The following is a 20,120-nucleotide window of genomic DNA, read 5'->3' as shown; positions in this document are numbered from 1 at the left end:
TACACAGCATACATCGAGACTTTGACGGCAGCGGCCGGATGGGAGCCCTTTTCCCCTTTTCTGCTTGCGGGCGAAGGCATGACGGTATACCCAAAACGCGCGGGGCGGTTGCCCGCGAATTTTCGTGAAAGGGAGACTCCATGCAAATCACCGTAGAAATCGGCACCAGAGAACAGCAGCAGGAAATCATCAATGAACTCGGAATGCTGGGTGAAGCTTCCAAGCATTACACCATGGCGTTCCGCATTCGGGAGATCATTGTTCCCAAAGATTTCGATGCCAAAGTCACAGAACTGCAGAAAGCCGGCACCTACAAGTCCGTTCCCGGCATGGAGCCGGTATCCAAGGCCATTTTCACGCCGCAGGGCCATGTGCTGCTCTTTCACCCGAACATCTACTCTGCCGCCTACGACAACCACATCCGCTTTGCCATTTACTGGCACGAGTTCTCGCTGCTGGTGAACAAGGGCCATTTCCCTGTGCTCACCCGCCACAAGCTGGACAGATATGCCAACTATTTCATGAACCTGTACCAGCTGTATGACCAGTACAGCGCCGCCCGCAAATCCTTTGAATTCCGCGATGCCGTGCTGCGCGAGGTGCTGAAAGAAGAGCTTTCCGAGCTTGCAAAACAGGATCTTGAACGCTCGCTGCTGGGCAGCCTTGCCATTATCCGCAACAAGGCGGAATATTACGACTGGTTCCGTTTCCAGATCATGGAATACCGTGAGAACCAGATCATCAACGACTTTCTGGGTGCCGTGCGCGGCAAGATAGCCCAGCTTTCCTACTCCATCATATTCGCCTATGCGACCATGGACCATTATGAAAACCTGCGGGAAAAGGAATCACTCATCGCGGAAGCGCCCATGCTGAACAACAACACCCGCGCCTTTCTCGAATATTTCCGCTACAAGTATCAGGAAGACGCCGTGGACCTTTCCGACGGCATTGACCTTATGGAAGCCTTCTGGGCCAACTTCGGCATCCGCTTCGTGGATGGCGAGAAGTGCATGGAATGCGAAGTGGTGGACATATAGCGCTGACACCAGCCAGATTCGCTATGCAGGGGGCGGGGCGCACAGGCGCTCCGCCCTCTTTTTGCAAATCAGGAATCATTATGCATTTGAGGGGTGGCCTTACCAGCATCGTGTATTATAGTATGCGTCACGTGCGCCGCCATGGGGATACGCGTCAGGCAGCATGCGCACCAATTCTGACCAAACATGGGTAACGCATGCGGAACCGACTTATCATACTCATTCTCATCCTTCTCGCTCTCGGCGCGGGTGCATGGTACTGGCAGTCCGGCAGAACCGCGCAGGAAACGAAAGTGCTGAAAACGGCACTACTTGAAAAAGGCACCGTGCGGGCCACGCTGGAGGCAACAGGCATTATCAAGCCCGAGGTGGGCGCCATAGTGAAAACAGGCAGCCGCGCCACCGGCCTGATAAAGAAGATGTATGTCCGCGTGGGAGATACCGTGAAAAAGGGGGACCTGATCGCGGAAATTGACGACCGCGAACAGCAGGCCAGCCTTGCCGAGGCCGAAGCCACGCTGCGCAAAGCCGAGGCTGAGCAGACACGCGTGGAAACGGTCTATCCCCTGCAAATCAACGAGGCACGAGCACAGCTCAAGGCTTCGCAGGCCGAGGGCGAATATCTGCAACTCAGCCTGAAACGCAAGAAAGCGCTGGTGGAGCAGAAGCTGGATTCTCAGGACAGCCTTGATGATGCCCGCCAGAAGCACACCGTTTCGCAGAACACGCAAAAAGCCAGAGCCGCAACGCTCAAGCGGCTGGAAACCGAATACCGGCTGGAAGCCAAAAAGGCCCGCGAAGCGGTTGCAGCAGCACAGGCCACTCTGGAATCCGTTCAGGTGCGCATTACCTATACCACCATTTATGCGCCCATAGACGGCGTGGTGAGTCAGGTTGCCGCCCAGACCGGCGAGACGGTGGTTGCCGGTTTTGAAGTGGCCAACCTCATAACCATTCTTGATCCCACCCGCCTTGAAATGTGGATATACGTGGATGAAACCGACGTGGGCCGCATACGTTCCGGCATGCCCGTGGAGTTTCGTGTGGACGCCTACCCCGACCATGTGTTCACGGGTACGGTGAACCAGATCTATCCGGAGCCGGAAATCCGCGACAACATCGTCTACTATCAGGCCCTTGTCCGTCTTGCGCCGGAAACGGCTTCGCAGCTGCGACCGGAGATGACAACACAGTGTACCGTGGTGGTTCAAGAAAAGCCCGATGTGCTGGTTTTGCCCAACGACGCCCTCAAATGGGTGGACGGCGAGCAGTTTGTCTTTGTGAAGGAGGCCGACGGCAGTGTGCGGCGCACCCGGCCCAAGCTCGGCCTGCAGGGACAGACGGCAAGCGAAGTGCTTGAGGGCCTTTCGCAGGGGGATGAAGTGGCCGTAAAAATCATACTGCCCACCGCAGCCGCCAAAAAGAAGAAGCCGTAATGGGAACCGAATCGCCATATGTGGTGCGGACCGAAGCGCTGACCCGCACCTTTCGTCAGGGAGACCTGATTGTGGAGGCCGTGAAACCGCTTGATATGCGCATCGGGCATGGTGAGATGGTGGCCATTCAGGGCGCTTCCGGTTCCGGCAAATCCACGCTGCTGCACCTTCTGGCACTGCTTGATTCGCCGAGCGCCGGCCATTACTATCTTGACGGCACGGATACGGCAGGCATGGACGACGACACCCGCAGCGCCGCCCGCAACACCCTTGTGGGCATGGTGTTCCAAAGTTTCTACCTCATCCCCTATGCCACTGCGCTGGATAACGTAATGCTGCCCGGGCTCTATGGTGACACGGGGAGCAAGGCGCTGCGCGAACGGGCTGAATCTCTGCTGGAGCGGGTGGGACTCTCTGACCGCATGCACTTCAAGCCATCCAGCCTTTCCGGCGGCCAGCAACAGCGCGTTGCCCTTGCACGGGCTCTGCTCAACGACCCGCCGCTGCTTCTGGCAGACGAACCCACCGGTCAGCTGGACACCACAACCGGCAAGGATATTCTGGACCTGTTTGCCTCTATCAATGCAGCAGGCAAGACGGTGGTGATTGTCACCCACGATCCGCAAACCGCAGCAAGAGCAGCAAGGCGCATCGAGTTTGCCGACGGTCATGTTGTTGACGACACAGCCCTGTGACCGGCGGCCCCGCATAGGGGACCAGCACGCCCTATTTCAGTTTTTTTGCGAATCCGTGTGACCTGTGCAGCCACGGGAACGTATATGGTATTGGCAAGGAGCATCCTGCAATCAGGCCGGCTCCTGTTATCAACCTCCGGCGTTCTTTATCCGGCAACGGATAAAACGGCCGGATATACTGTGAATTGACGGAGAAGACGAATGAGTTTTGCCAGAATTCTGCTCGTATCCATGCTGTTGCTCTCCTTTGCTCTGCCCCTCGCGGGCTGCAAGGAAGAAGGCCCCGCCGAAAAGGCAGGCAAGAAGATAGATGAGGCGGTGGACAGCGCCAAGGAACAGGCCAAGAAGCTGTTCGAATAACGCACCCCCTTCAGACGGAACCAGCCCGAACGCGGGCTGAGGCCTGAACCGGCTGGCTGAAGGATCATCTGAAGTGGCCGTCGGCACTGGTCGTCAGAAGTGACTTGAAGTGACCTGAAGGGCGGCGAGACCATGCGCAGAAAGGCGGCAAACCTGCCTCACGCACTGGTGCATGGTTGGCCCCTACGATAGTTAAGGGTGATCCCGAAGCGCCTGATCGCACTTTCCCACACGCGACAGTGCCGCACTCAGGGGGGCGACACCTGCTCGCGGGAAGGACATCCGAAACGGAAGGCCGGAATACTCCGGCCTTTTCCTTTTTCTGTCTCCGACATCAGCACAGCACCCGTTTGAAAGAGCTGCACCATTATAATTTCAAACACTGCGCTTCTTTCTTCCATGTCGAACTTGACAAATATGAAAAACACAGGATATACGCACCCCATGAACACCTATACCGCACGCGCTTTCGCGCTATCCTTTTTTGGCTTTTACTTTTTTAGCAGCACGCTGGCCTGCGGTACCCGGGTGTGCGCCAAACGGCGCTGCTAAAAACTAGCTACACGAACACCCAGAAGGGCCGCAGGCAAAACCTGCGGCCCTTCTTGTTTTTTCGGGCCTGCAACATGAGGAGGAAACATGCTCGGACTCGGCAGTTGGGAAGCGGCACTGGCCTTCTGGCTGTGCATTCTTTCGGCAATAGGATGCGTGGCCTACGGCTACATCAACTGGAACAACAACGGCACTCCGGACACCGTTTCCATAGACGACCTGCTGCCTGACTCCGTGTCAGACGATTGCGGGGACGACTACAGCGGCGACTGCGGCAAAAGGTAGGGAGAATACATGGCCATTAAACTGCTCACCACGTTGGCTTACTTCGCCATAGTGTTCTACCTCGGTTACAAGGGCTGGAAGGAAACCAAGGGCGCCAGCGACTACATGCTGGCCGGACGCAGGGTCAATCCCTTTGTCATGGCCATGTCATACGGGGCCACCTTCATTTCCACCTCGGCCATCATCGGCTTTGGCGGCGCGGCAGGTCTGTTCGGCTTTCCGCTGCTGTGGCTCACGGTATTCAACCTCTCGTTCGGCATCTTCATTGCCATGATCTTTTTCGGCAAACGCACCCGACGCATGGGGCTAGCCCTGAACTGCCACACATTCCCCGAGCTGCTGGGCAAGCGCTACCAGTCCAGATTCATTCAGGGCTTTTCCGGCGGTGTGATCTTCATGTTCATTCCCGTCTACGCGGCGGCCGTGCTCATCGGCATATGCCGCATGGTGGAAGTGTCGCTCGGTCTGCCCTACACGTGGGTGCTGCTGGGTGTGACAGCCATCATCGCCCTGTACGTCATCACCGGCGGCATGAAAGCCGTGATGTATACGGATGCCTTTCAGGGCAGCATCATGGCCGTCATGATGCTCATACTGATCTGCTACACCTATTCCATGCTCGGCGGCGTGACCGAGGCGCATCAGGCCCTGACCGACATGGCCCAGCTCATGCCGGAAAAACTGCAGAAAGGCGGCATGCTCGGCTGGACACAGGGATCAGTTCCCTTCTCACCGCTGTGGCTGACCATCTACACCACCATTGTTTACGGCGTAGGCATCGGCGTGCTTGCCCAGCCCCAGCTTGCCGTGCGCTACATGACCGTACCCGGCGACCGCGAACTCAACCGCGCGGTGCTCTACGGCGGCATATTCATCCTGCTCATGACCGGCGTGGCCTTCATTGTGGGCGCGCTCTCCAATGCCGTGTTCTTCAAGGAATTCGGCAAGATCAGCATAGCCATGGCCGGTGGCAACATAGACAAGATCATTCCCACCTTCATCGAAACCATGATGCCCCCGTGGTTCTCCGCCATCTTCCTGCTGGCCATGTTCGCGGCGGCCATGTCCACCCTTTCCAGCCAGTTCCATGTGGGCGGCACCTCGCTCGGCCACGACATATACGCCCGCGCCATGCGCACCCGTGTTCGCGCTGCAGGCAACTCCATGGCCGTGAACCAGATGGGCGTGGTCATCACCATTCTCGCCTCCCTCGTATGGGCATGGGTGCTGCCGGAATCCGTCATTGCCCGCGCCACCGCCTTCTTCTTCGGACTGTGCGGTGCAGCCTTCCTGCCTGCCTACCTGCTCGGCCTGTACTGGAAGGGAATGACCAAGGCCGGTGCCAAGTTCTCCATCATCGGCGGGTTCATCGCTTCCATGCTCTGGCTGCTTTTCATCCACGAAAAGGAAGCCGCCTCCATCGGGCTGTGCCAGCTTCTGTTCGGCAAGACCACGCTGGTCGCAGACGCCGCCAAGGGCAGCTGGATATTCCTGCTGCAGTGGGTGGACCCCAACGTGGTGGCCCTGCCCCTCTCCTTCCTGCTGGCATGGGGCGTAAGCGCCTTCTCCACCAGCCTTGCCGACGAGCATGTGGAAGCCTGCTGGCAGAACTGCTGATCAGCACTGACAAGAAACAACAAAAGGGCGCAGTAATGCGCCCTTTTTTATGATGGTTAAGCCAGTTTGAATTGTTTTCGTCTCCGACGGGCAGGGGGATTATCCCCCTGCACCCGATGTAAGCGATGAAATATCGTTTGTTACTTGCAGCCCCGGCTTAACGGGAATGGGGTTTTGCTAATAACGGAGGCGTTGTCATGAAACTGAAGGGCGCAGTAAGACGCCCTTTTTCATATCCCCATGCTTGGTCGAAAGCAGCGGACTATCTGAAGGTTCACGGGACAAAAAGGAGGTGGAGTGAAGCGACGATTCCGCTTGCGGTTCCTCCGCAGATGGGTACCATATACGCACCACATTCCGACAACCTTTCACCACGCCGCCCACATGAAAGCTCCTCTCGATACGGCCCCCTCGTCTCCAACCGACCAGCGCAGTGGTACTGCCAAGCAGCCGGACAATCAGTCTGTCCAGCAGGCAGGCCCTTATGCTGGCAACCACGGCCGCAACATTGGCAGCCATGGCAGCCTTGCCCACCGCCTGCGCCTTTTCTGGCGCATACGCTCCATGGCCCTGACCGTGCTCTGGGCCTACAAGCTGCGTTCGGCCTTTGTCATAGCCGCCATTGCGCTGGGCATAGCCTCGCTCACGGTCATCATCGCCGCGCACGACGGTGCCAACCGCAGAGCCGATGAGATTACGGACAACTTCGGACCGGACGCCCTGCTCATTCTCGGAGCCGACATCACCAACCGGGCCGTGGGCCAGCGTTCCTACACGCTCACATGGAATGATGCCCAGCGCATCCGCCAGTCGCTGCCGGGGACCTATCTGGTCGTTCCCATGCAGGCCCAGTATGATGTCAGTGCCAGCTACGGCAACAACAAGTGGGGGGTGCGCAGCGTCATCGGCGCAACAGACAATTACGGCGAATCGTGGAACTGGCCGCTGGCGGAAGGACGCGACATTTCCGCCACCGACGTGGAACAGGGCGCCCGCGTGTGCCTGCTTGGAGACTCCGTTGCCAAAGAACTTTTCGGCGATACCAGCCCCGTGGGGAAAAGCTTCTTCCTGAACAAGATTCCCTTCACCGTGGCGGGCGTGCTCACACCGCGCGGTCTGGCGGGTGGCGGCGGCAATCTGGATGACCGCATCATCATTCCGCTGACCACCATGATGCAGCGTTTCGGCGTGGAGAGACGCTATTTCCGCGCACTGCGCATCAAGTTCGTTGATGCCGAGCGCATGGATGACAACGTCATCAATCTGGAAAGCCTGCTGCGGCACCTGCACGGCATACGCGAAGGCGAGCCCAACGACTTCACCATCCTTTCCGCCGTCGAGGTGCAGAAGTTCCTTTCCATGATCAAGGGCGGGCTGACCATCTTTCTGGGCATTACGGCAGCCGCCGCCATTCTGGTGGGCGGGTTCGTGCTTGCGAACCTGTTCTATCTTTCCGTGTCCGAGCGCATGCGCGAAATCGGCCTGCGCCGTGCTCTGGGAGCGGACAGAAACGCCATAATCACCCAGTTTCTCATTGAAGCCGTGGCCCTGACGGTGATCGGCGCGGTAGTCGGCATTTTCATCGGTCTTGCCATGGGCCAGATGCTGGCCCGCCTTGGGCTCATAGAGATACACCTGTCGTGGAAGATATTCAGCTACGCGCTGGCATCGGCCACGGCGGTGGGGCTGATATTCGGCCTGCGCCCTGCGCGCCATGCAGCGGACATGGACCCCATTCAGGCCCTGCGGGGAGGTGACTAGCATGCACACTACCTTTCCCCACATGTTCGGCGGTCTGAAAATAGCGTTGCAGGCTCTGGGCACCCACAAACTGCGCACCGCCCTTGCCATGCTCGGTGTGTTTCTGGGCGCACTGGCGCTCACGGGCGTGATGCACGTTTCCAAGGCCATGGTGGCCAAGGCGGAGCAGGAAACCGCCAAGCTCGGCCCCAACCTTTTTGCGGCCATATCGGGCAAGGTGCGCTTTTCTCGCGGGGGCTCGGTCCGCTTCGGCAGCGAGAACACCTCGTTCACCCTTGAAGATGCTCGGGCTCTGGTCTACGGCGTGCCGCAGGTCCGCTCCGGCGTGCCGTTCATCAGAACCACCATGCCGGTACGCTACCAGCGCACCACAACCACATCGCAACTGGTAGCCACGGGGCCGGAGTACCCCGAGGTGCGGGCCATGAAACCGGCCATGGGCCGTTTCATCACGCATGAAGACGTGGAAGACCGCGCCAAGGTGTGCGTGCTGGGCAAAACCATTGCCGAGAAACTGTTCGGCAAACCGGAACTGGCATTGGGCGCGACCGTATTCTTCTACCGCGCAGGAATGGAAGTTGTGGGGGTGATGGAAGAAAAAGGCAGTGACCTTTCCGGCACCGATCAGGATGAACAAGTCTTTGTACCCGTGACCACCTATATGCGCCGCATGTCCAATCAGGACTATATCTCCGGCGTATACATGACCCTGCACGACGGCGCGGATACCGAGGCGGCCAAAGCTGCGGCAAGCGCCCTGCTGCGGCATCGCCACAACATAACCGATGCGGCAGATGACGATTTTGCCGTGCTCACCGCCAGCGATACGGCCACCCTGCAGACGCAGGCGCTTGATCTTGTATGGACGCTGGGCGTGATGAGTTCCGGCATATCCTTCATGGTGGGCACGCTGGGCATACTTTCCATCATGATCCTGCTGGTGCGCTCGCGCAGGCTGGAGATAGGCATACGCCGTGCCGTGGGCGCACGGCGGCAATCCATCGTGCTGCAATTCCTGCTTGAGGCCGGTCTCATGTCTGGTACAGGAGGCATTCTTGGTGTATGCGGTGCTCTGCTCTGCGTAACCGTGGTCTACCGCGTGGGCGATTTTCCCTATGTGTATGACCCGCTGCTCATTGCGCTCTCCTGCGGTGCCTCCATCCTGTTCGGCCTGATCGCCGGAGCCTATCCGGCATGGAAGGCCTCCCGCGTGGAGGTGCTCGATGTGCTGCGCAGCCACGATTCGTAAGACACGACTGAGTAAGCTGAGTCCGTCGGCTGAGTCTGTCGGCTGAGTCTGTCGGCTGAGTCTGGCGCTTACGGCTCGACAAGGCCGGATATTTTATGTCGCTTACGGCCCAAAATCATGGGGTATTGCATCATAAGGTATGCGGCAATAACGTCCGATTTTGACGTCCGATTTTGATATCCGACCTTACCGTTCGGCCGTAACGTCGGCAGCGACCCTCAGCATCTGTTGAAGCCTGACGGATGTCAGTGGTCACGCAGGAGCCCCACACTCGATTCAAAGGAACCAGAAATGACCGTATATGGCTCGGAAACCCTGCCCGTCCGCTGTTACGAGGTAGGTATAAGCGGCGTTGCCACCCCCACATCCTTTGCGGATTATTTTCAGGAAGCCGCCTCCAACAACGCGCGCGATCTGGGTTTTCCCGGTGAGCGCCTGTGGGCGGAAGGCGTGGCGTGGGTGCTTACGCGCCTTTCCATCACCGTGGACCGCTACCCTGCGGCTGGTGAAACCATCACCGTGCGCACATGGCCTTCCACCCATGACCGCAACGTGGCCATGCGCTGTTACGAAATTTTTGATACGGCAGACAACCTGCTCGCCAGCGGCACCAGTGCCTGGGCGGTAATGGATGTGGCCACCCGCAAGATTGCTCCCATTCCGGATTTTGTGGGCGCGGAGTATCCCAAGGACCAACCCGCCTGCCAGCCCTTTGCGACCCGCGCCGTGCCCAAGCTGCGCGAAGCAGCCCATACAGCTCCCGTGCTGACCCGCAAGGCCGATCTGGACATGAACGGGCATGTGAACAACGCCCGCTATTCCGACTGGGTGATGGAAGCTGTGCCGGACGATTTTCTTGCCACGCACGAACCTTCGCTGGTGGACATTACCTTCCGTGCGGAATGCGGCGCAGGAACACGACTCACCTCCTCCTGCTCCGATCCGGCTGCAGGTGAGAGCCTGCATTCGGTGACGCTGGAAGACGGCACCGAACTCTGCCGCGCCCGCGTTGTGTGGCGTGACAGGACCGAAGTGCACCTGAGCGGCATCAACGCCGCCTTTGTTCCCGGAGCGCGCTGATGCCGGCGATGACAGACTCTCCCACACTGAACGCCGGAACACCCTTTCTCTGTGCGGACGGCGAAACATCACTTGAAGGTGCGCTGTTCATGCCCGCCCCAGGCACACATCCCACAGGCACACATCCCACAGGCACACATCCCACAGGCACACATCCCACAGGCACACATCCCACAGGCACACATCCCAGGGCCGCCGTGCTGTTGGTGCACGAATTCATGGGACCGGGCGAATACATGCACAGGCATGCAAGGCGGCTTTCCGCCCTCGGCTTTGTCGTGCTTGCCTGCGACATGTACGGTGCCGGTGTGCGCCCCGCCAATCCCGAAGAAGGGAGCCGCGTCTCCCGCATCTACCGTGGAGACAGGGAACGCATGCGCAGAAGGCTGCGCGCCTCGTTCGATGCCCTGCGCAGCCATCCTGCAACACAGGGGCTGCCGGTCTTCAGTCTGGGCTTCTCCTTCGGCGGATGTGCCGTGCTGGAACTGGCCCGCTCCGGCGCTCCGGTGGACGCCACATGCAGCGTATACGGGTATCTGAGCACCACGCATCCCCTGCCGCCCGTTGAGGAAAAAGCCGTTCCCTGCGGTCCGCTGCTGGTGCTGCACGGCGCTCATGACAGGATTGTGCCGCTTGAAGACGTAGCCCCCTTCGCGCAGGAAATGCGTGATGCGCAGACGGACTGCCGCATCATCCTATACAGCGACGCCGGACACGGCTTCTGCAATGAGCTGCTCATTCCCGACGAGCCTCTCAAGTCATGGTATTGCCCTCGCCTTGCGCACAGGGCATGGAAGGACATACTCGGCTTTTTTGACACGGTTCTGGCCACGGCAGAGGGAACCGCGTTCGCGCGGGAATCCGTGTCTACACAGGAATCCGCGTCTGCATAGGACACCGTGCCCGCGTGCCGACAGCTATAACAATTCACGAACCACAGTTCCGGAGTTTCGCCATGAGTTTTCCCACACCGGAGACATTGCTTGCCCACCGTATTTCCTACGGTGAAACAGACACCATGGGGGTGCTGTATTACGCCGAATACCTGCACCTGTTTGAACGCGGCAGAAGCGAGTTCATCCGCGAGCGCGGCATGAGCTACGCCACGGTGGAAGAACGGGGCATAATGCTGCCCGTGCGCGAGGCCCAGTGCCGCTACCGCGCCCCCGCACGGTATGATGATCTGGTTTTCGTGCGCGTGGGCATTGCCGAATGGGGCAAGGCATCCATCACCTTTACCTACGAAATTCTCAACGAAACAAAAGATAAGGTGCTGGCAACCGGCATGACGCAGCACGCCTGCGTCAACAACACGGGCCGCCCCGTGGCAGTGCCGGACTGGCTGAAAAGCCTGTTTACGGGTGGAACTATCTGAACAGTCACTCCCTTTGGCGTGATGTAATTGATTATCACCTGCGCACGTTGACACCGTCCCGTTGGTTTGTGGTATGCAATGGGTACTAATCATCTGGAGGCAACAATGCACGCTATGAGCCAAGGCAGAATCCGTTTCAGAAACGGCGCGCTAAAAGTCGGTGAGTTGGGATATTCCTTGCGGGACGAATTGCTCGCAGCAAAGGGCATTCTTGATGTTCAGCTGAACAAACGTATCGGCAGCATGCTGGTTCTTTTTGACAAGGCCCGCATCAAGGCCGAGGTCATCTTCAAACGCATCGCCGAGTTTCTGCATATCGATGTGGTCAAGGTGCAGGAAGGGCTCAGTTCCTTTAACCGGGCCTTCGGCAGCCGTGCAGCCCGCCGCAATGTAAAGCTCGGCATGGGGCTGGCTTTGGGGACAGCCATTGGGGCGCTGGCCTATTCCGGCCGCTGGCATGCCGTAGCGGGCGGAGCCTTTCTGACCCTGCTCAGCGGCCACCTGTACCAAAACCGGCGAACCTTGATGAGCTAACGTGCCATCCGGAACAGACCGGTTGGCAGACAAATTCTGAAGAGCATAAAAAAAGGCGGAACATGGTTCCGCCTTTTCCTTTCTGTTCTGTTGAAGTCAATTACCGGAAAGCACAGGCCGCATGCTATGTGCGCAGGTGAGAACCGTACCCGAGTTATGCAGCAGAGCCAACATGGCGGGTGAAATCAGACCGGTCAGCCCCAGCCCTATGAATATGGTGTTGCTCACCACGATGAACATGAAGTTCCTTCGCACCCTGCGCATGGTCTTGCGGGATATGGCAATGGAATCCATCAGGCTGTCCAGCCTGTCGCTGGTAATCATCACATCACAAGCCTCACGAGCGATGTCTGCTCCATGCTTCATGGAAACGCCCACGTCCGCCCGTGTCAGCGCCGCAGAATCGTTGATACCGTCACCCACCATGGCCACCACATAGCCTTCCTCACGCAGCCGGTCTATGAGGTCCGTTTTCTGATCAGGCAAGGCCTGTGCGTAGTACTCGGTTATCTCCAGTTCTTCGGCCACGGCCTGAGCGGTTCCCTGCCCGTCTCCGGTCAGCATGATAATGCGTTCCATACCCGCGTTTTCCAGACGCCGGATAAAACGATGCGCACTGGGCCGCAAGGGATCTTCCAAGGCAATTACCCCGGCCAGCCTGCCTCCGACGCCAAAGTAGAGCAATGAGAGCCCCGAATCGGTGCAGCGCTGAATATAGGTGGCCGCCTCATCAATATCGATGCCTTCGTCCTCGTGAACAAAGTGGCGGCTGCCCAGAATCATCCTTTCGCCATGCAGCGTGGTGGATATGCCGTGGGCCAGAATGTACTCTACTTCGGCATGATCTTCCTCATGGTGCAGTCCTTCTTCTTCCGCCTTTCGCACAATGGCTTCCGCAACAGGATGGGGGAAATGCTCCTCCATGCACGCGGCATTGCGCAGAACAAACTCACGGCTGAAGCCGTTCACGGGGCAGATATCCATCACCACCGGGCGGGCCTCGGTCAGCGTTCCTGTCTTGTCCAGAACAATGGCATCCATGCGCGCCAGCGCCTCGATATGCCTGCCCCCCTTGATGACGGCACCTCTGTGTGCCGCTTCCAGCATGGCAGAACGCACAGCCAGCGGTGTTGCCAGCTTGATGGCGCAGGAGTAGTCCGCCAGAAGAACGGACGCCGCCTTCATCCAGTTACGGGTGAACAGGAATACCAGCCCCGAGAGTATGAAGGAAAAGGGAACAATCTTGTCCGCCAGCCTGACGGCCTGCCCGTGAATATCTGCCTTGAGTCCTTCGGATTCGGAAATGATCCGCGCAATCTTGGCAAAACGCGTTTCATCTCCCACTCCCTCGGAAAGGATGATGATATTTCCCTCATCCACAACCGTTCCGGCAAAGACCTCGGCACCAACGCTTTTCTTCACCGGCATGGGTTCGCCTGTCATGGAGGACTGGTTGACCATGGCCATGCCGTCGGCAACAACGCCATCAACCGGAATACGGGAGCCACTGCGGACAATGACCATATCTCCGGCCACAAGTTCGCCGGAAGGAATGGATACGGGGCCTGAGCCACGCATGACCCACACCGGCTTGCTGTCGCCCCGATACAGGGCAGCAAGGTCCGCGCGGGATTTTTCCCTCGTCCAGTCTTCAAGCGTTTCGCTGATATCCAGCAGCAGATGCACAGTGCCTGCGGTATTGAAATCGCGCATGGCAATGGATGCACCGATGGCCGCAGCATCCAGCACGCTGACATTGAGCTTGCCGCGCAGCAGCGACTTCACCCCCTCCAAGAGTAAGGGCATGACAGAAAAGAGCGTCCAATACGGCCTGAGCCAGGGAGGCATCAGCAGCTTGGTCAGATAAAACCGTCCAACCTTGCGGGCGATGATAAGGAAGGGTGAATCAAGCTTTTCCGTTTCCACCACATTGCTGCCGAGCATCGGGAGGGTGCAGGCTGCCGGGTCACCTGACTCCGCATGGCGGCATGGGGGCAGTGCGGGCTGTGTTAATTGCTCCGCCACCTCTTCCACGGCAATCAGGACAACTCTGGTCAATTCGTCGTCCTGCACAAAGGTGAGCAACCCGCGCCCCGTACGGGGATTGAAGACAAAGGCTATCTCAACCTGCATGTCACGGACGGCTTCGTGCAATCGTGCCTGCAAGAGAGGCATCACCTCTGCCGATGCGGCTGAAAACCGAACGCGTCCGGGTATGCTGCGAACTATAATCATGCATTATCCTAAGGCATCACAGATCAATGGACTGCCGCAACAGGATTACGGCATATACCGGTACGACAGGTTGCATCCTTACAACAGGCGTATCCTTTTCTTGAGCGAAGAATTTTTCGCCACACCAAATACGCCACGGGATCAGGCTTTGGCCTTTTTCACCGTTTTGCCCTTGCTTGCCGGTTTTGCTTTTGCAGCGGTTTCAGCCTTGGCCTTTGCAGGCTTTCTGGCGGCTGCCTTGGGCTTTGCAGCCGGAGGAGTAACAGGAGATGCAGCCTGCTCATGCTCATCGCGGGCCTTTTGCTCGTTGTTGTACCGGGCTTCAGCCATGTAATCTTCAATATCTTCTTTCAGGGTCTCAATACGGGCGAGCACCCCTTCGGTTACGCCGTAACCGCCCTGCACTATCCCGGAAAGCAGAGCCTGTCCTTTGCCAGAGCGGACAAGAGCATACCCGGAAGCACCAAGCACTGCGCCAGCCAGAAAATACGCAAGTCTGTTTATTCCCATGCTATGCCTCCTTTCCGGCGGCATTGTGAGCAGATCCGCCTGCTCCACCAGTCGCGCCCGTCGTACCAGTCGCGGCAGCCATGTTTTCCAGATCCTGCATCTGGTCCTTCATAAGCTCCTGCCCCTTGTCCAAAGCGACATCCAGCAATTCATGCAAGCGGTCGCGGTTCTGCCACGCAACCAACCCCAATGCTCCTGCAGCTGCACCGGCAGCCACAAACAACAACTTCTCTGCCCAATCCTGCATCGGCTCCTCCCTTCCTTACGTTCATTATACTGTGCGTATGCTCTGCTCAGCTGCGAGCCACTGAAAACGTGAACTATTCCGAATCTACAAAATGTACGCAGAGCCCCCGCCAACCAATTATATTTTGTCACACGGGATCACAGTTGATAATGAAAATGATTTTCATCGTCAAGGAACAAAAAAACGCCTCCATGGCGCAAAAAAAACGCCGCATTATGCGGCGTAGAGAAGTTGGTGCAGGGTTTCCAGTGCGTTGGCGGACGCCATGTCGTCCGGGGCGCCGAGTAATTCGTTCAGCAAATCAGGTGGAATGACCTGAGCGTCGTATTCTATTGTCACAGACTGCGCCATGAGGTTCAGGTCCGCTCTGAACACGGCCTTGGGCTTTGCCGGAGGTGCCTTGATCACAGCCAAGGCAGCAGGGTCTGCCAGCACACTCTTGCTGAAGCGCAGGCGGAGCCTTCCGGGAATGTGGTGTTTTATGGAAAGATGCCTTCGTAGTTTGGCCAGCGTAGAAAAATCCATATGAGAGCAACTCCGAAACGTCGTTTTATCAATGTTCTACAAGGTAGGTTCCGTCCCCTTTGCGGTCAAGTATTGTGCACCGTACTCACCCAACAAAACAAACATGCCAACCACGCCAAACATTATGATTGGCATCTGCCCTGCGGCGTTCGAAATAAGCACCCGACATACCGGCCTGATAGTCACATACCATCTTGCCTTTTCCCCGAGGCGGCTGTAAGCAACTGCCCATGTTTATAGATGTGCACACTCACGCCTTCCACCCGAAGATCGCCGACAAGGTACTGCAACAGCTGGGGCAGCATTACGGCATCCAAGGCGTAGGTTCCGGGCTTATTGAAGATTTGCTGGCAAGAGCCCGCAAGGCAGGCATAGACAGGGTTGTGGTGCATTCCGCCGCCACGGCCGCAGCGCAGGTTATTCCGGCCAACAATTTTGCGCTGGCTCTGAAGGAGGCGCATCCTTCGGTCATTCCGTTCGGCACCATCCATCCCGACTACGAGGACTGGGCATGCCAGCTGGACCGGCTGAAGAAAAGCGGCATACGGGGCCTTAAGCTGCATCCGGAATTCCAGAGCTTCCGTCTGGATGACCCGCGCCTGCACCCCATCATCGAAGAGGCACAGGACCACTTCATGTTCATGCTGCACATCGGCGATGTGCTGCCGCCAGAACAGAACCCCTCCTGCCCCTACAAGCTTGCGGCCCTCATGGACCTCTTCCCCCGCGCACGGTTCATCGCGGCCCACATGGGCGGCTACCGGCACTGGAAGTATGCGCTGGAAAGCACCATCGGCAGAGATGTCTACATAGACACCTCCAGCTCGCTGGAGTTCATAGACGACGCAACCCTTGCCGCCATCTGGAAGAAGCACCCGCGCGAGCGCATTCTCTTCGGGTCGGATTACCCGCTCTATGATCCGGCGGACGAAATGGCCAGACTGCGCAAACGCCTGAAGCTGAGCGACGCGGAGCTGGAACAGATTCTGCGTAACAGCGCCGTAGCGCTGGGATTAGATCAATAAAAAAAGGCCCTGCCGCTCAATGCGGCAGGGCTTTTGCTCTTTCTAGTCCTGACCCAGAATCTTTTCCGGGGGACGGCGTTCCGGAACGACGATGGAGGTATCCTCCCGCTCGTTCACTTCTGCCGTGACATACAGGCCGCAGAAGCATGCGCCGTATTCCTTCATGTCTTCCTCGCGGTATACGCAGGGGCAGACGATATCCTTGTCTTCTTCAAAGGTGCCGTTAGGCAGACGGCAGGGGCAGGCCATGTAGCCGTAGCGCTCCTTGTTCACGAGAAGATTCTCGAGCAGGGGCATGGTCATGGTCATGTCCTTGTTGAAGAAATTGCCCTTGGGCTCCTGAAATTTCTTGAGCATCTCATAGAGCTGCTCCACGGTCATCTGCTTACTCATATATCCAGCGCCTCCTGAAGCTCGTCCTTATGGAAGCCGACGATGACACACACACCCTCGTCTATGATGATGGTCGGGAACGAAAGCTTGGGGTTGTGTTCCTTGATACGGGCAATGGTATCCTTGCGCTCGTCGCCGGTGAGCTGGTCCACGTATACCACCTTGAACTGCACGTCGTTATCCTCAAGAAACTGCTTGGTTTTTTTGCAGTGAATGCAGGTGGATAAGGCATACAGAGTTACGTTGCAGGTCTTTGCCATAAGAATTTCCTCGTCGTATCGTGTACTGAATGGTTCAGCATAGCAGCAGCCGATGCCAATGACAACGCACCAGGCAGAACGCCCTTATCGTTGCAGCAGAACCGCTATTTCCCGGGCCACAAGCCGTATTGCCTCTTCACTGGTCACAGCCTCCCGCGTGTGGAAACGGTCTTCCGCCACATGCTGCACCTCTATGACATACCGCTCATACTGGGCTACATCATCCCGCAGTTCGCGCGGGGTGCCATCCACAGAAAAACTCGCAAGCTGGTAGGTCACGGTTATGGTCACGCCGTTCTGGCGCAGGACCACCGTATCCTCAACGCCTTCCAGCGTGAAACGCTGCGATTCCATGAGAGAAGCATTCATGTCGTTGATTGCCTGCCGCACGGGTACCATTTTTGATATGGCACGCTGTCGAAGCCGCTGCAGGTTTTCCTGCACTCTTTCATTGCGCTTGCGGCGCTCTTCAAGCTCTTCCTGCAGGATGGCACGCGGCGAACGCAGCCGCCTCGCAATCTCCTTGCCGAGAAAATACAGGGCTCCGAGTACGATCGCCCCGATAATCAGATTGAAATACATGACTGCTCCTCTGCAAAATACTGCCGCATCATCTATCAGTTGTGCGTCATGGTCAATACAAAGGGTAAACCATGGCGGCACGATAAGATACTCCGCCCTGAAGTTGTTCACTCACTCAATCGTTTTTACAAACAGGGTTGACATCTAGGTTCAGCTTCTTCAATGTGGCATCATCGGGAAAAGTCGGAGGGCACGCCGCACTGATTTCCCCTCCGCATATTCGCAATGGACCGAACGCCCGGCTGCCGGGCCTGAAAACTCCGTCTTAACTGGTTTCAACTGAGTAAGGGAGAGGTATATGTCCAAAGCACTGGAGACCCAGAGAACCTATGCAATTGTAGGCACCGGAGGTTGCGGAAAGACGTCGCTGGCTGAAATGCTGCTGTTTCAGTCTGGCGTCATCAACCGCCTTGGGAAGGTCGAGGAGGGTTCCACCACCCTCGACTATGAACCTGAGGAAGTGAAGCGCCGCGGCTCTGTGCAGCCCGCCTTCGCCACCTTCGAATGGCAGAAGAACCGTCACTTCCTCATCGACACCCCCGGCGACAACAACTTTATCGGCGATATCCAGTACCTGCTCAAGGGTGCGGATAGCGCCGTTTTTGTTGTGGATGCCGTAGACGGTGTTCGCCCCCTCACCAAACGTCTGTGGAACTTCGTCAAGAGCGCGGGGCTGCCCGCCATTGTCTTCATCAACAAGATGGACCGCGACCGTGCGGACTTTGACATGGCGTTCAACGGCCTCTCCTCCATGCTGGGCATGCGCACGGTCCTGCTGTACATGCCCATAGGTTCCAAACAGGACTTCAAGGGTGTTGTGGACATTCTCGGCGAGAAGGCATTCTCCTTCGAGGCCGATGGCAAATTTTCGGAAATTCCCATTCCTGCCGACATGGCCGACGAAGTCTCCATGCTGCGTGAGGCCACCATCGAAAACATCGCCGAAAGCGATGAAGAACTGATGGAAAAATATCTGGAAACCGGCGAACTCGAACCTGAAGAAATTGCCCGCGGCCTGCACATAGGCGTGCTCAAGGGCGAACTGGTTCCGGTGGTTGTCGGTTCTTCGCTTGAAAACAAGGGCGGCTCCCAGTTGCTGGACACCATCCAGAACCTGTTCCCCAATCCCATGGAACACGCCGCATGGGAAGGTACGGAAGGCGAGACACGCGCTTCCGACCCCGATGCCCCCCTTGCCATGTTCGCCTTTAAAACACTTGCAGACCCCTTTGCGGGCCAGCTCACCGTCATGCGCGTGCTCTCTGGCACCCTGAACGGCGAAACGGGCCTGCGCAACGTGAACAAGGACGAATCAGAGCGCATTGGCACCCCCCTTTACATGGTGGGCAAAGAATCTGCCCCCGCCCGCGGCGGTGTGGGCCCCGGTGCCATTATCGCCCTGCCGAAGCTGAAGATGACCAAAACCGGCGACACCCTCGCCGATGAAAAAAAACCTTTCAGGCTTGTTCAGCCAACCCTGCCGCCTCGTCTCATCTCCTACGCGCTCGCACCGAAAGAAAAGGGCGACGAAGACAAGGTGTATGCAGCCGTGCATAAGCTGCTTGATGAAGACATCACGCTGCGCCTTTCCCGCGCCGAGGAATCGAGCGATATCCTCATCTCGGGCATGGGCCAGATGCACATAGAGACCAGCGTGGAAAAAGCCATGCGCCGGTACAAGTGCGAAATAGAACTCAAAACGCCCAAGGTGCCCTACCGCGAAACCATCAAGGGCAAGGCGCAGGTACAGGGACGACACAAGAAGCAGTCCGGCGGACGCGGCCAGTTCGGTGACTGCTGGGTGGAAATAGAAGGCATGCCCCACGGGTTCGGCTACGAATTCGAGGATGCCATCGTGGGCGGCGTCATTCCCCGCCAGTACATTCCCGCAGTGGACAAGGGCATTCAGGAATCGGCACAGCGCGGCTACCTTGCCGGCTATCCGCTGGTGGACTTCCGCGCCAAGCTGTACGACGGCTCGTACCACAACGTGGACTCCTCTGAAATGGCCTTCAAGATCGCCGGCTCGCTTGCGCTGAAGAGCGCCATGGAAAAAGTGAAGCCCGCCCTGCTGGAACCCATTGTCCTTCTTTCCGTTCAGATTCCGGATGAATACATGGGCGATGTCATCGGCGACCTTTCTTCGCGCCGTGGCAAGGTGCTCGGTTCCGATTCCCAGCAGGGCATCACGGAAATCAAGGCCCACGTGCCCATGAACGAAGTGCTGCGCTACGCACCGGACCTGCGCTCCATGACGGGCGGTCAGGGCGTGTTCACCATGGAACTCACCCACTACGAAGAAGCACCGCCACCGGTTGTGGACCGCGTGGTGGCCGAATATCAGTCTGCAAGAGACTAG

At 57.8% G+C, this 20,120-nt stretch carries 21 protein-coding genes; 14 read left to right on the top strand and 7 right to left on the bottom strand.

Annotated elements, in window-relative coordinates:
* The first annotated feature begins 140 nt into the window (after positions 1-140).
* From HUV30_RS06605 to HUV30_RS06550, 12 genes are all read left to right on the top strand, one after another.
* On the top strand, positions 141-1,040 hold the full coding sequence (locus HUV30_RS06605) for a hypothetical protein (protein WP_174404611.1): 900 nt from the start codon (positions 141-143) through the stop codon (positions 1,038-1,040).
* A 197-nt stretch (positions 1,041-1,237) separates the two neighbouring features.
* Positions 1,238-2,476: an efflux RND transporter periplasmic adaptor subunit gene (locus HUV30_RS06600; RefSeq protein ID WP_174404610.1), complete on the top strand. Its 1,239-nt coding sequence runs from the start codon at positions 1,238-1,240 to the stop codon at positions 2,474-2,476.
* Positions 2,476-3,171 (top strand): ABC transporter ATP-binding protein, encoded by a 696-nt coding sequence (locus HUV30_RS06595; protein WP_174404609.1) that lies wholly within the window; start codon positions 2,476-2,478, stop codon positions 3,169-3,171. Before HUV30_RS06600 ends, HUV30_RS06595 begins: the two co-directional genes overlap by 1 nt.
* Positions 3,172-3,372: 201 nt before the next feature.
* On the top strand, positions 3,373-3,531 hold the full coding sequence (locus HUV30_RS06590) for a hypothetical protein (RefSeq protein WP_174404608.1): 159 nt from the start codon (positions 3,373-3,375) through the stop codon (positions 3,529-3,531).
* A 639-nt stretch (positions 3,532-4,170) separates the two neighbouring features.
* Complete coding sequence (locus HUV30_RS06585) at positions 4,171-4,368, top strand: symporter small accessory protein (RefSeq protein ID WP_174404607.1); 198 nt, start codon at positions 4,171-4,173, stop codon at positions 4,366-4,368.
* Between the two features lie 9 nt (positions 4,369-4,377).
* On the top strand, positions 4,378-5,985 hold the full coding sequence (locus HUV30_RS06580) for a sodium:solute symporter family protein (protein ID WP_174404606.1): 1,608 nt from the start codon (positions 4,378-4,380) through the stop codon (positions 5,983-5,985).
* A gap of 297 nt (positions 5,986-6,282) precedes the next feature.
* Complete coding sequence (locus tag HUV30_RS06575) at positions 6,283-7,746, top strand: ABC transporter permease (protein ID WP_308481030.1); 1,464 nt, start codon at positions 6,283-6,285, stop codon at positions 7,744-7,746.
* 1 nt (position 7,747) lies between these two features.
* A complete protein-coding gene (locus HUV30_RS06570) occupies positions 7,748-8,995 on the top strand; it encodes an ABC transporter permease (RefSeq protein WP_243452093.1) in 1,248 nt (415 codons plus the stop codon).
* A 291-nt stretch (positions 8,996-9,286) separates the two neighbouring features.
* A complete protein-coding gene (locus tag HUV30_RS06565) occupies positions 9,287-10,075 on the top strand; it encodes an acyl-[acyl-carrier-protein] thioesterase (RefSeq protein ID WP_174404605.1) in 789 nt (262 codons plus the stop codon).
* Positions 10,075-10,968 (top strand): dienelactone hydrolase family protein, encoded by an 894-nt coding sequence (locus HUV30_RS06560; protein WP_174404604.1) that lies wholly within the window; start codon positions 10,075-10,077, stop codon positions 10,966-10,968. Before HUV30_RS06565 ends, HUV30_RS06560 begins: the two co-directional genes overlap by 1 nt.
* 62 nt (positions 10,969-11,030) lie before the next feature.
* Entirely contained in the window at positions 11,031-11,450 is a 420-nt protein-coding gene (locus tag HUV30_RS06555) for an acyl-CoA thioesterase (RefSeq protein WP_174404603.1), read from the top strand.
* A 105-nt stretch (positions 11,451-11,555) separates the two neighbouring features.
* Positions 11,556-11,984 carry an HMA2 domain-containing protein gene (locus tag HUV30_RS06550; RefSeq protein WP_174404602.1) on the top strand — a complete coding sequence of 143 codons (429 nt, stop codon included), beginning with the start codon at positions 11,556-11,558 and terminating at the stop codon, positions 11,982-11,984.
* 96 nt (positions 11,985-12,080) lie between these two features.
* Here HUV30_RS06550 and HUV30_RS06545 read toward each other — a convergent pair whose 3' ends face one another.
* From HUV30_RS06545 to HUV30_RS06530, 4 genes are all read right to left on the bottom strand, one after another.
* Positions 12,081-14,219 (bottom strand): heavy metal translocating P-type ATPase, encoded by a 2,139-nt coding sequence (locus HUV30_RS06545; protein WP_174404601.1) that lies wholly within the window; start codon positions 14,217-14,219, stop codon positions 12,081-12,083.
* A 141-nt stretch (positions 14,220-14,360) separates the two neighbouring features.
* On the bottom strand, positions 14,361-14,729 hold the full coding sequence (locus HUV30_RS06540) for a hypothetical protein (protein ID WP_174404600.1): 369 nt from the start codon (positions 14,727-14,729) through the stop codon (positions 14,361-14,363).
* 1 nt (position 14,730) lies between these two features.
* Positions 14,731-14,976: a hypothetical protein gene (locus HUV30_RS06535; RefSeq protein ID WP_174404599.1), complete on the bottom strand. Its 246-nt coding sequence runs from the start codon at positions 14,974-14,976 to the stop codon at positions 14,731-14,733.
* A 213-nt stretch (positions 14,977-15,189) separates the two neighbouring features.
* Positions 15,190-15,501 (bottom strand): hypothetical protein, encoded by a 312-nt coding sequence (locus HUV30_RS06530; RefSeq protein WP_174404598.1) that lies wholly within the window; start codon positions 15,499-15,501, stop codon positions 15,190-15,192.
* A 230-nt stretch (positions 15,502-15,731) separates the two neighbouring features.
* Here HUV30_RS06530 and HUV30_RS06525 point away from each other — a divergent pair, with 230 nt between their 5' ends.
* Entirely contained in the window at positions 15,732-16,526 is a 795-nt protein-coding gene (locus HUV30_RS06525; protein WP_174404597.1) for an amidohydrolase family protein, read from the top strand.
* 42 nt (positions 16,527-16,568) lie between these two features.
* Here HUV30_RS06525 and HUV30_RS06520 read toward each other — a convergent pair whose 3' ends face one another.
* The 3 genes from HUV30_RS06520 to HUV30_RS06510 form a co-directional block, all read right to left on the bottom strand.
* Entirely contained in the window at positions 16,569-16,919 is a 351-nt protein-coding gene (locus tag HUV30_RS06520) for a ferredoxin-thioredoxin reductase catalytic domain-containing protein (protein WP_243452092.1), read from the bottom strand.
* Positions 16,916-17,179 (bottom strand): glutaredoxin family protein, encoded by a 264-nt coding sequence (locus HUV30_RS06515; RefSeq protein ID WP_174404596.1) that lies wholly within the window; start codon positions 17,177-17,179, stop codon positions 16,916-16,918. Before HUV30_RS06515 ends, HUV30_RS06520 begins: the two co-directional genes overlap by 4 nt.
* Positions 17,180-17,263: 84 nt before the next feature.
* Positions 17,264-17,761, bottom strand: a complete 498-nt coding sequence (locus HUV30_RS06510) for a hypothetical protein (protein WP_174404595.1) — start codon at positions 17,759-17,761, stop codon at positions 17,264-17,266.
* Positions 17,762-18,059: 298 nt separating this feature from the next.
* Between HUV30_RS06510 and HUV30_RS06505 the strand changes: the two genes are divergently transcribed.
* Positions 18,060-20,120 (top strand): elongation factor G, encoded by a 2,061-nt coding sequence (locus HUV30_RS06505; protein ID WP_174404594.1) that lies wholly within the window; start codon positions 18,060-18,062, stop codon positions 20,118-20,120.

Source organism: Desulfovibrio subterraneus (assembly GCF_013340285.1).
Classification (GTDB): Bacteria; Desulfobacterota; Desulfovibrionia; order Desulfovibrionales; family Desulfovibrionaceae; genus Halodesulfovibrio; species Halodesulfovibrio subterraneus.
Note: the sequence above shows the minus strand (reverse complement) of the source record. Positions and strands in the feature narration are given on the sequence as shown.

Excerpts from the sequence above, each read along its gene's own strand:
- HUV30_RS06595 (WP_174404609.1), top strand. The coding sequence starts at position 2,476 with ATGGGAACCGAATCGCCATATGTGGTGCGGACCGAAGCGCTGACCCGC.
- HUV30_RS06540 (WP_174404600.1), bottom strand. The coding sequence starts at position 14,729 with ATGGGAATAAACAGACTTGCGTATTTTCTGGCTGGCGCAGTGCTTGGT.
- HUV30_RS06515 (WP_174404596.1), bottom strand. The coding sequence starts at position 17,179 with ATGGCAAAGACCTGCAACGTAACTCTGTATGCCTTATCCACCTGCATT.
- HUV30_RS06545 (WP_174404601.1), bottom strand. The coding sequence starts at position 14,219 with ATGATTATAGTTCGCAGCATACCCGGACGCGTTCGGTTTTCAGCCGCA.
- HUV30_RS06530 (WP_174404598.1), bottom strand. The coding sequence starts at position 15,501 with ATGGATTTTTCTACGCTGGCCAAACTACGAAGGCATCTTTCCATAAAA.
- HUV30_RS06525 (WP_174404597.1), top strand. The coding sequence starts at position 15,732 with ATGTTTATAGATGTGCACACTCACGCCTTCCACCCGAAGATCGCCGAC.
- HUV30_RS06590 (WP_174404608.1), top strand. The coding sequence starts at position 3,373 with ATGAGTTTTGCCAGAATTCTGCTCGTATCCATGCTGTTGCTCTCCTTT.
- HUV30_RS06535 (WP_174404599.1), bottom strand. The coding sequence starts at position 14,976 with ATGCAGGATTGGGCAGAGAAGTTGTTGTTTGTGGCTGCCGGTGCAGCT.
- HUV30_RS06555 (WP_174404603.1), top strand. The coding sequence starts at position 11,031 with ATGAGTTTTCCCACACCGGAGACATTGCTTGCCCACCGTATTTCCTAC.
- HUV30_RS06605 (WP_174404611.1), top strand. The coding sequence starts at position 141 with ATGCAAATCACCGTAGAAATCGGCACCAGAGAACAGCAGCAGGAAATC.
- HUV30_RS06565 (WP_174404605.1), top strand. The coding sequence starts at position 9,287 with ATGACCGTATATGGCTCGGAAACCCTGCCCGTCCGCTGTTACGAGGTA.
- HUV30_RS06600 (WP_174404610.1), top strand. The coding sequence starts at position 1,238 with ATGCGGAACCGACTTATCATACTCATTCTCATCCTTCTCGCTCTCGGC.
- HUV30_RS06570 (WP_243452093.1), top strand. The coding sequence starts at position 7,748 with ATGCACACTACCTTTCCCCACATGTTCGGCGGTCTGAAAATAGCGTTG.
- HUV30_RS06550 (WP_174404602.1), top strand. The coding sequence starts at position 11,556 with ATGCACGCTATGAGCCAAGGCAGAATCCGTTTCAGAAACGGCGCGCTA.
- HUV30_RS06580 (WP_174404606.1), top strand. The coding sequence starts at position 4,378 with ATGGCCATTAAACTGCTCACCACGTTGGCTTACTTCGCCATAGTGTTC.
- HUV30_RS06560 (WP_174404604.1), top strand. The coding sequence starts at position 10,075 with ATGCCGGCGATGACAGACTCTCCCACACTGAACGCCGGAACACCCTTT.
- HUV30_RS06585 (WP_174404607.1), top strand. The coding sequence starts at position 4,171 with ATGCTCGGACTCGGCAGTTGGGAAGCGGCACTGGCCTTCTGGCTGTGC.
- HUV30_RS06505 (WP_174404594.1), top strand. The coding sequence starts at position 18,060 with ATGTCCAAAGCACTGGAGACCCAGAGAACCTATGCAATTGTAGGCACC.
- HUV30_RS06510 (WP_174404595.1), bottom strand. The coding sequence starts at position 17,761 with ATGTATTTCAATCTGATTATCGGGGCGATCGTACTCGGAGCCCTGTAT.
- HUV30_RS06520 (WP_243452092.1), bottom strand. The coding sequence starts at position 16,919 with ATGAGTAAGCAGATGACCGTGGAGCAGCTCTATGAGATGCTCAAGAAA.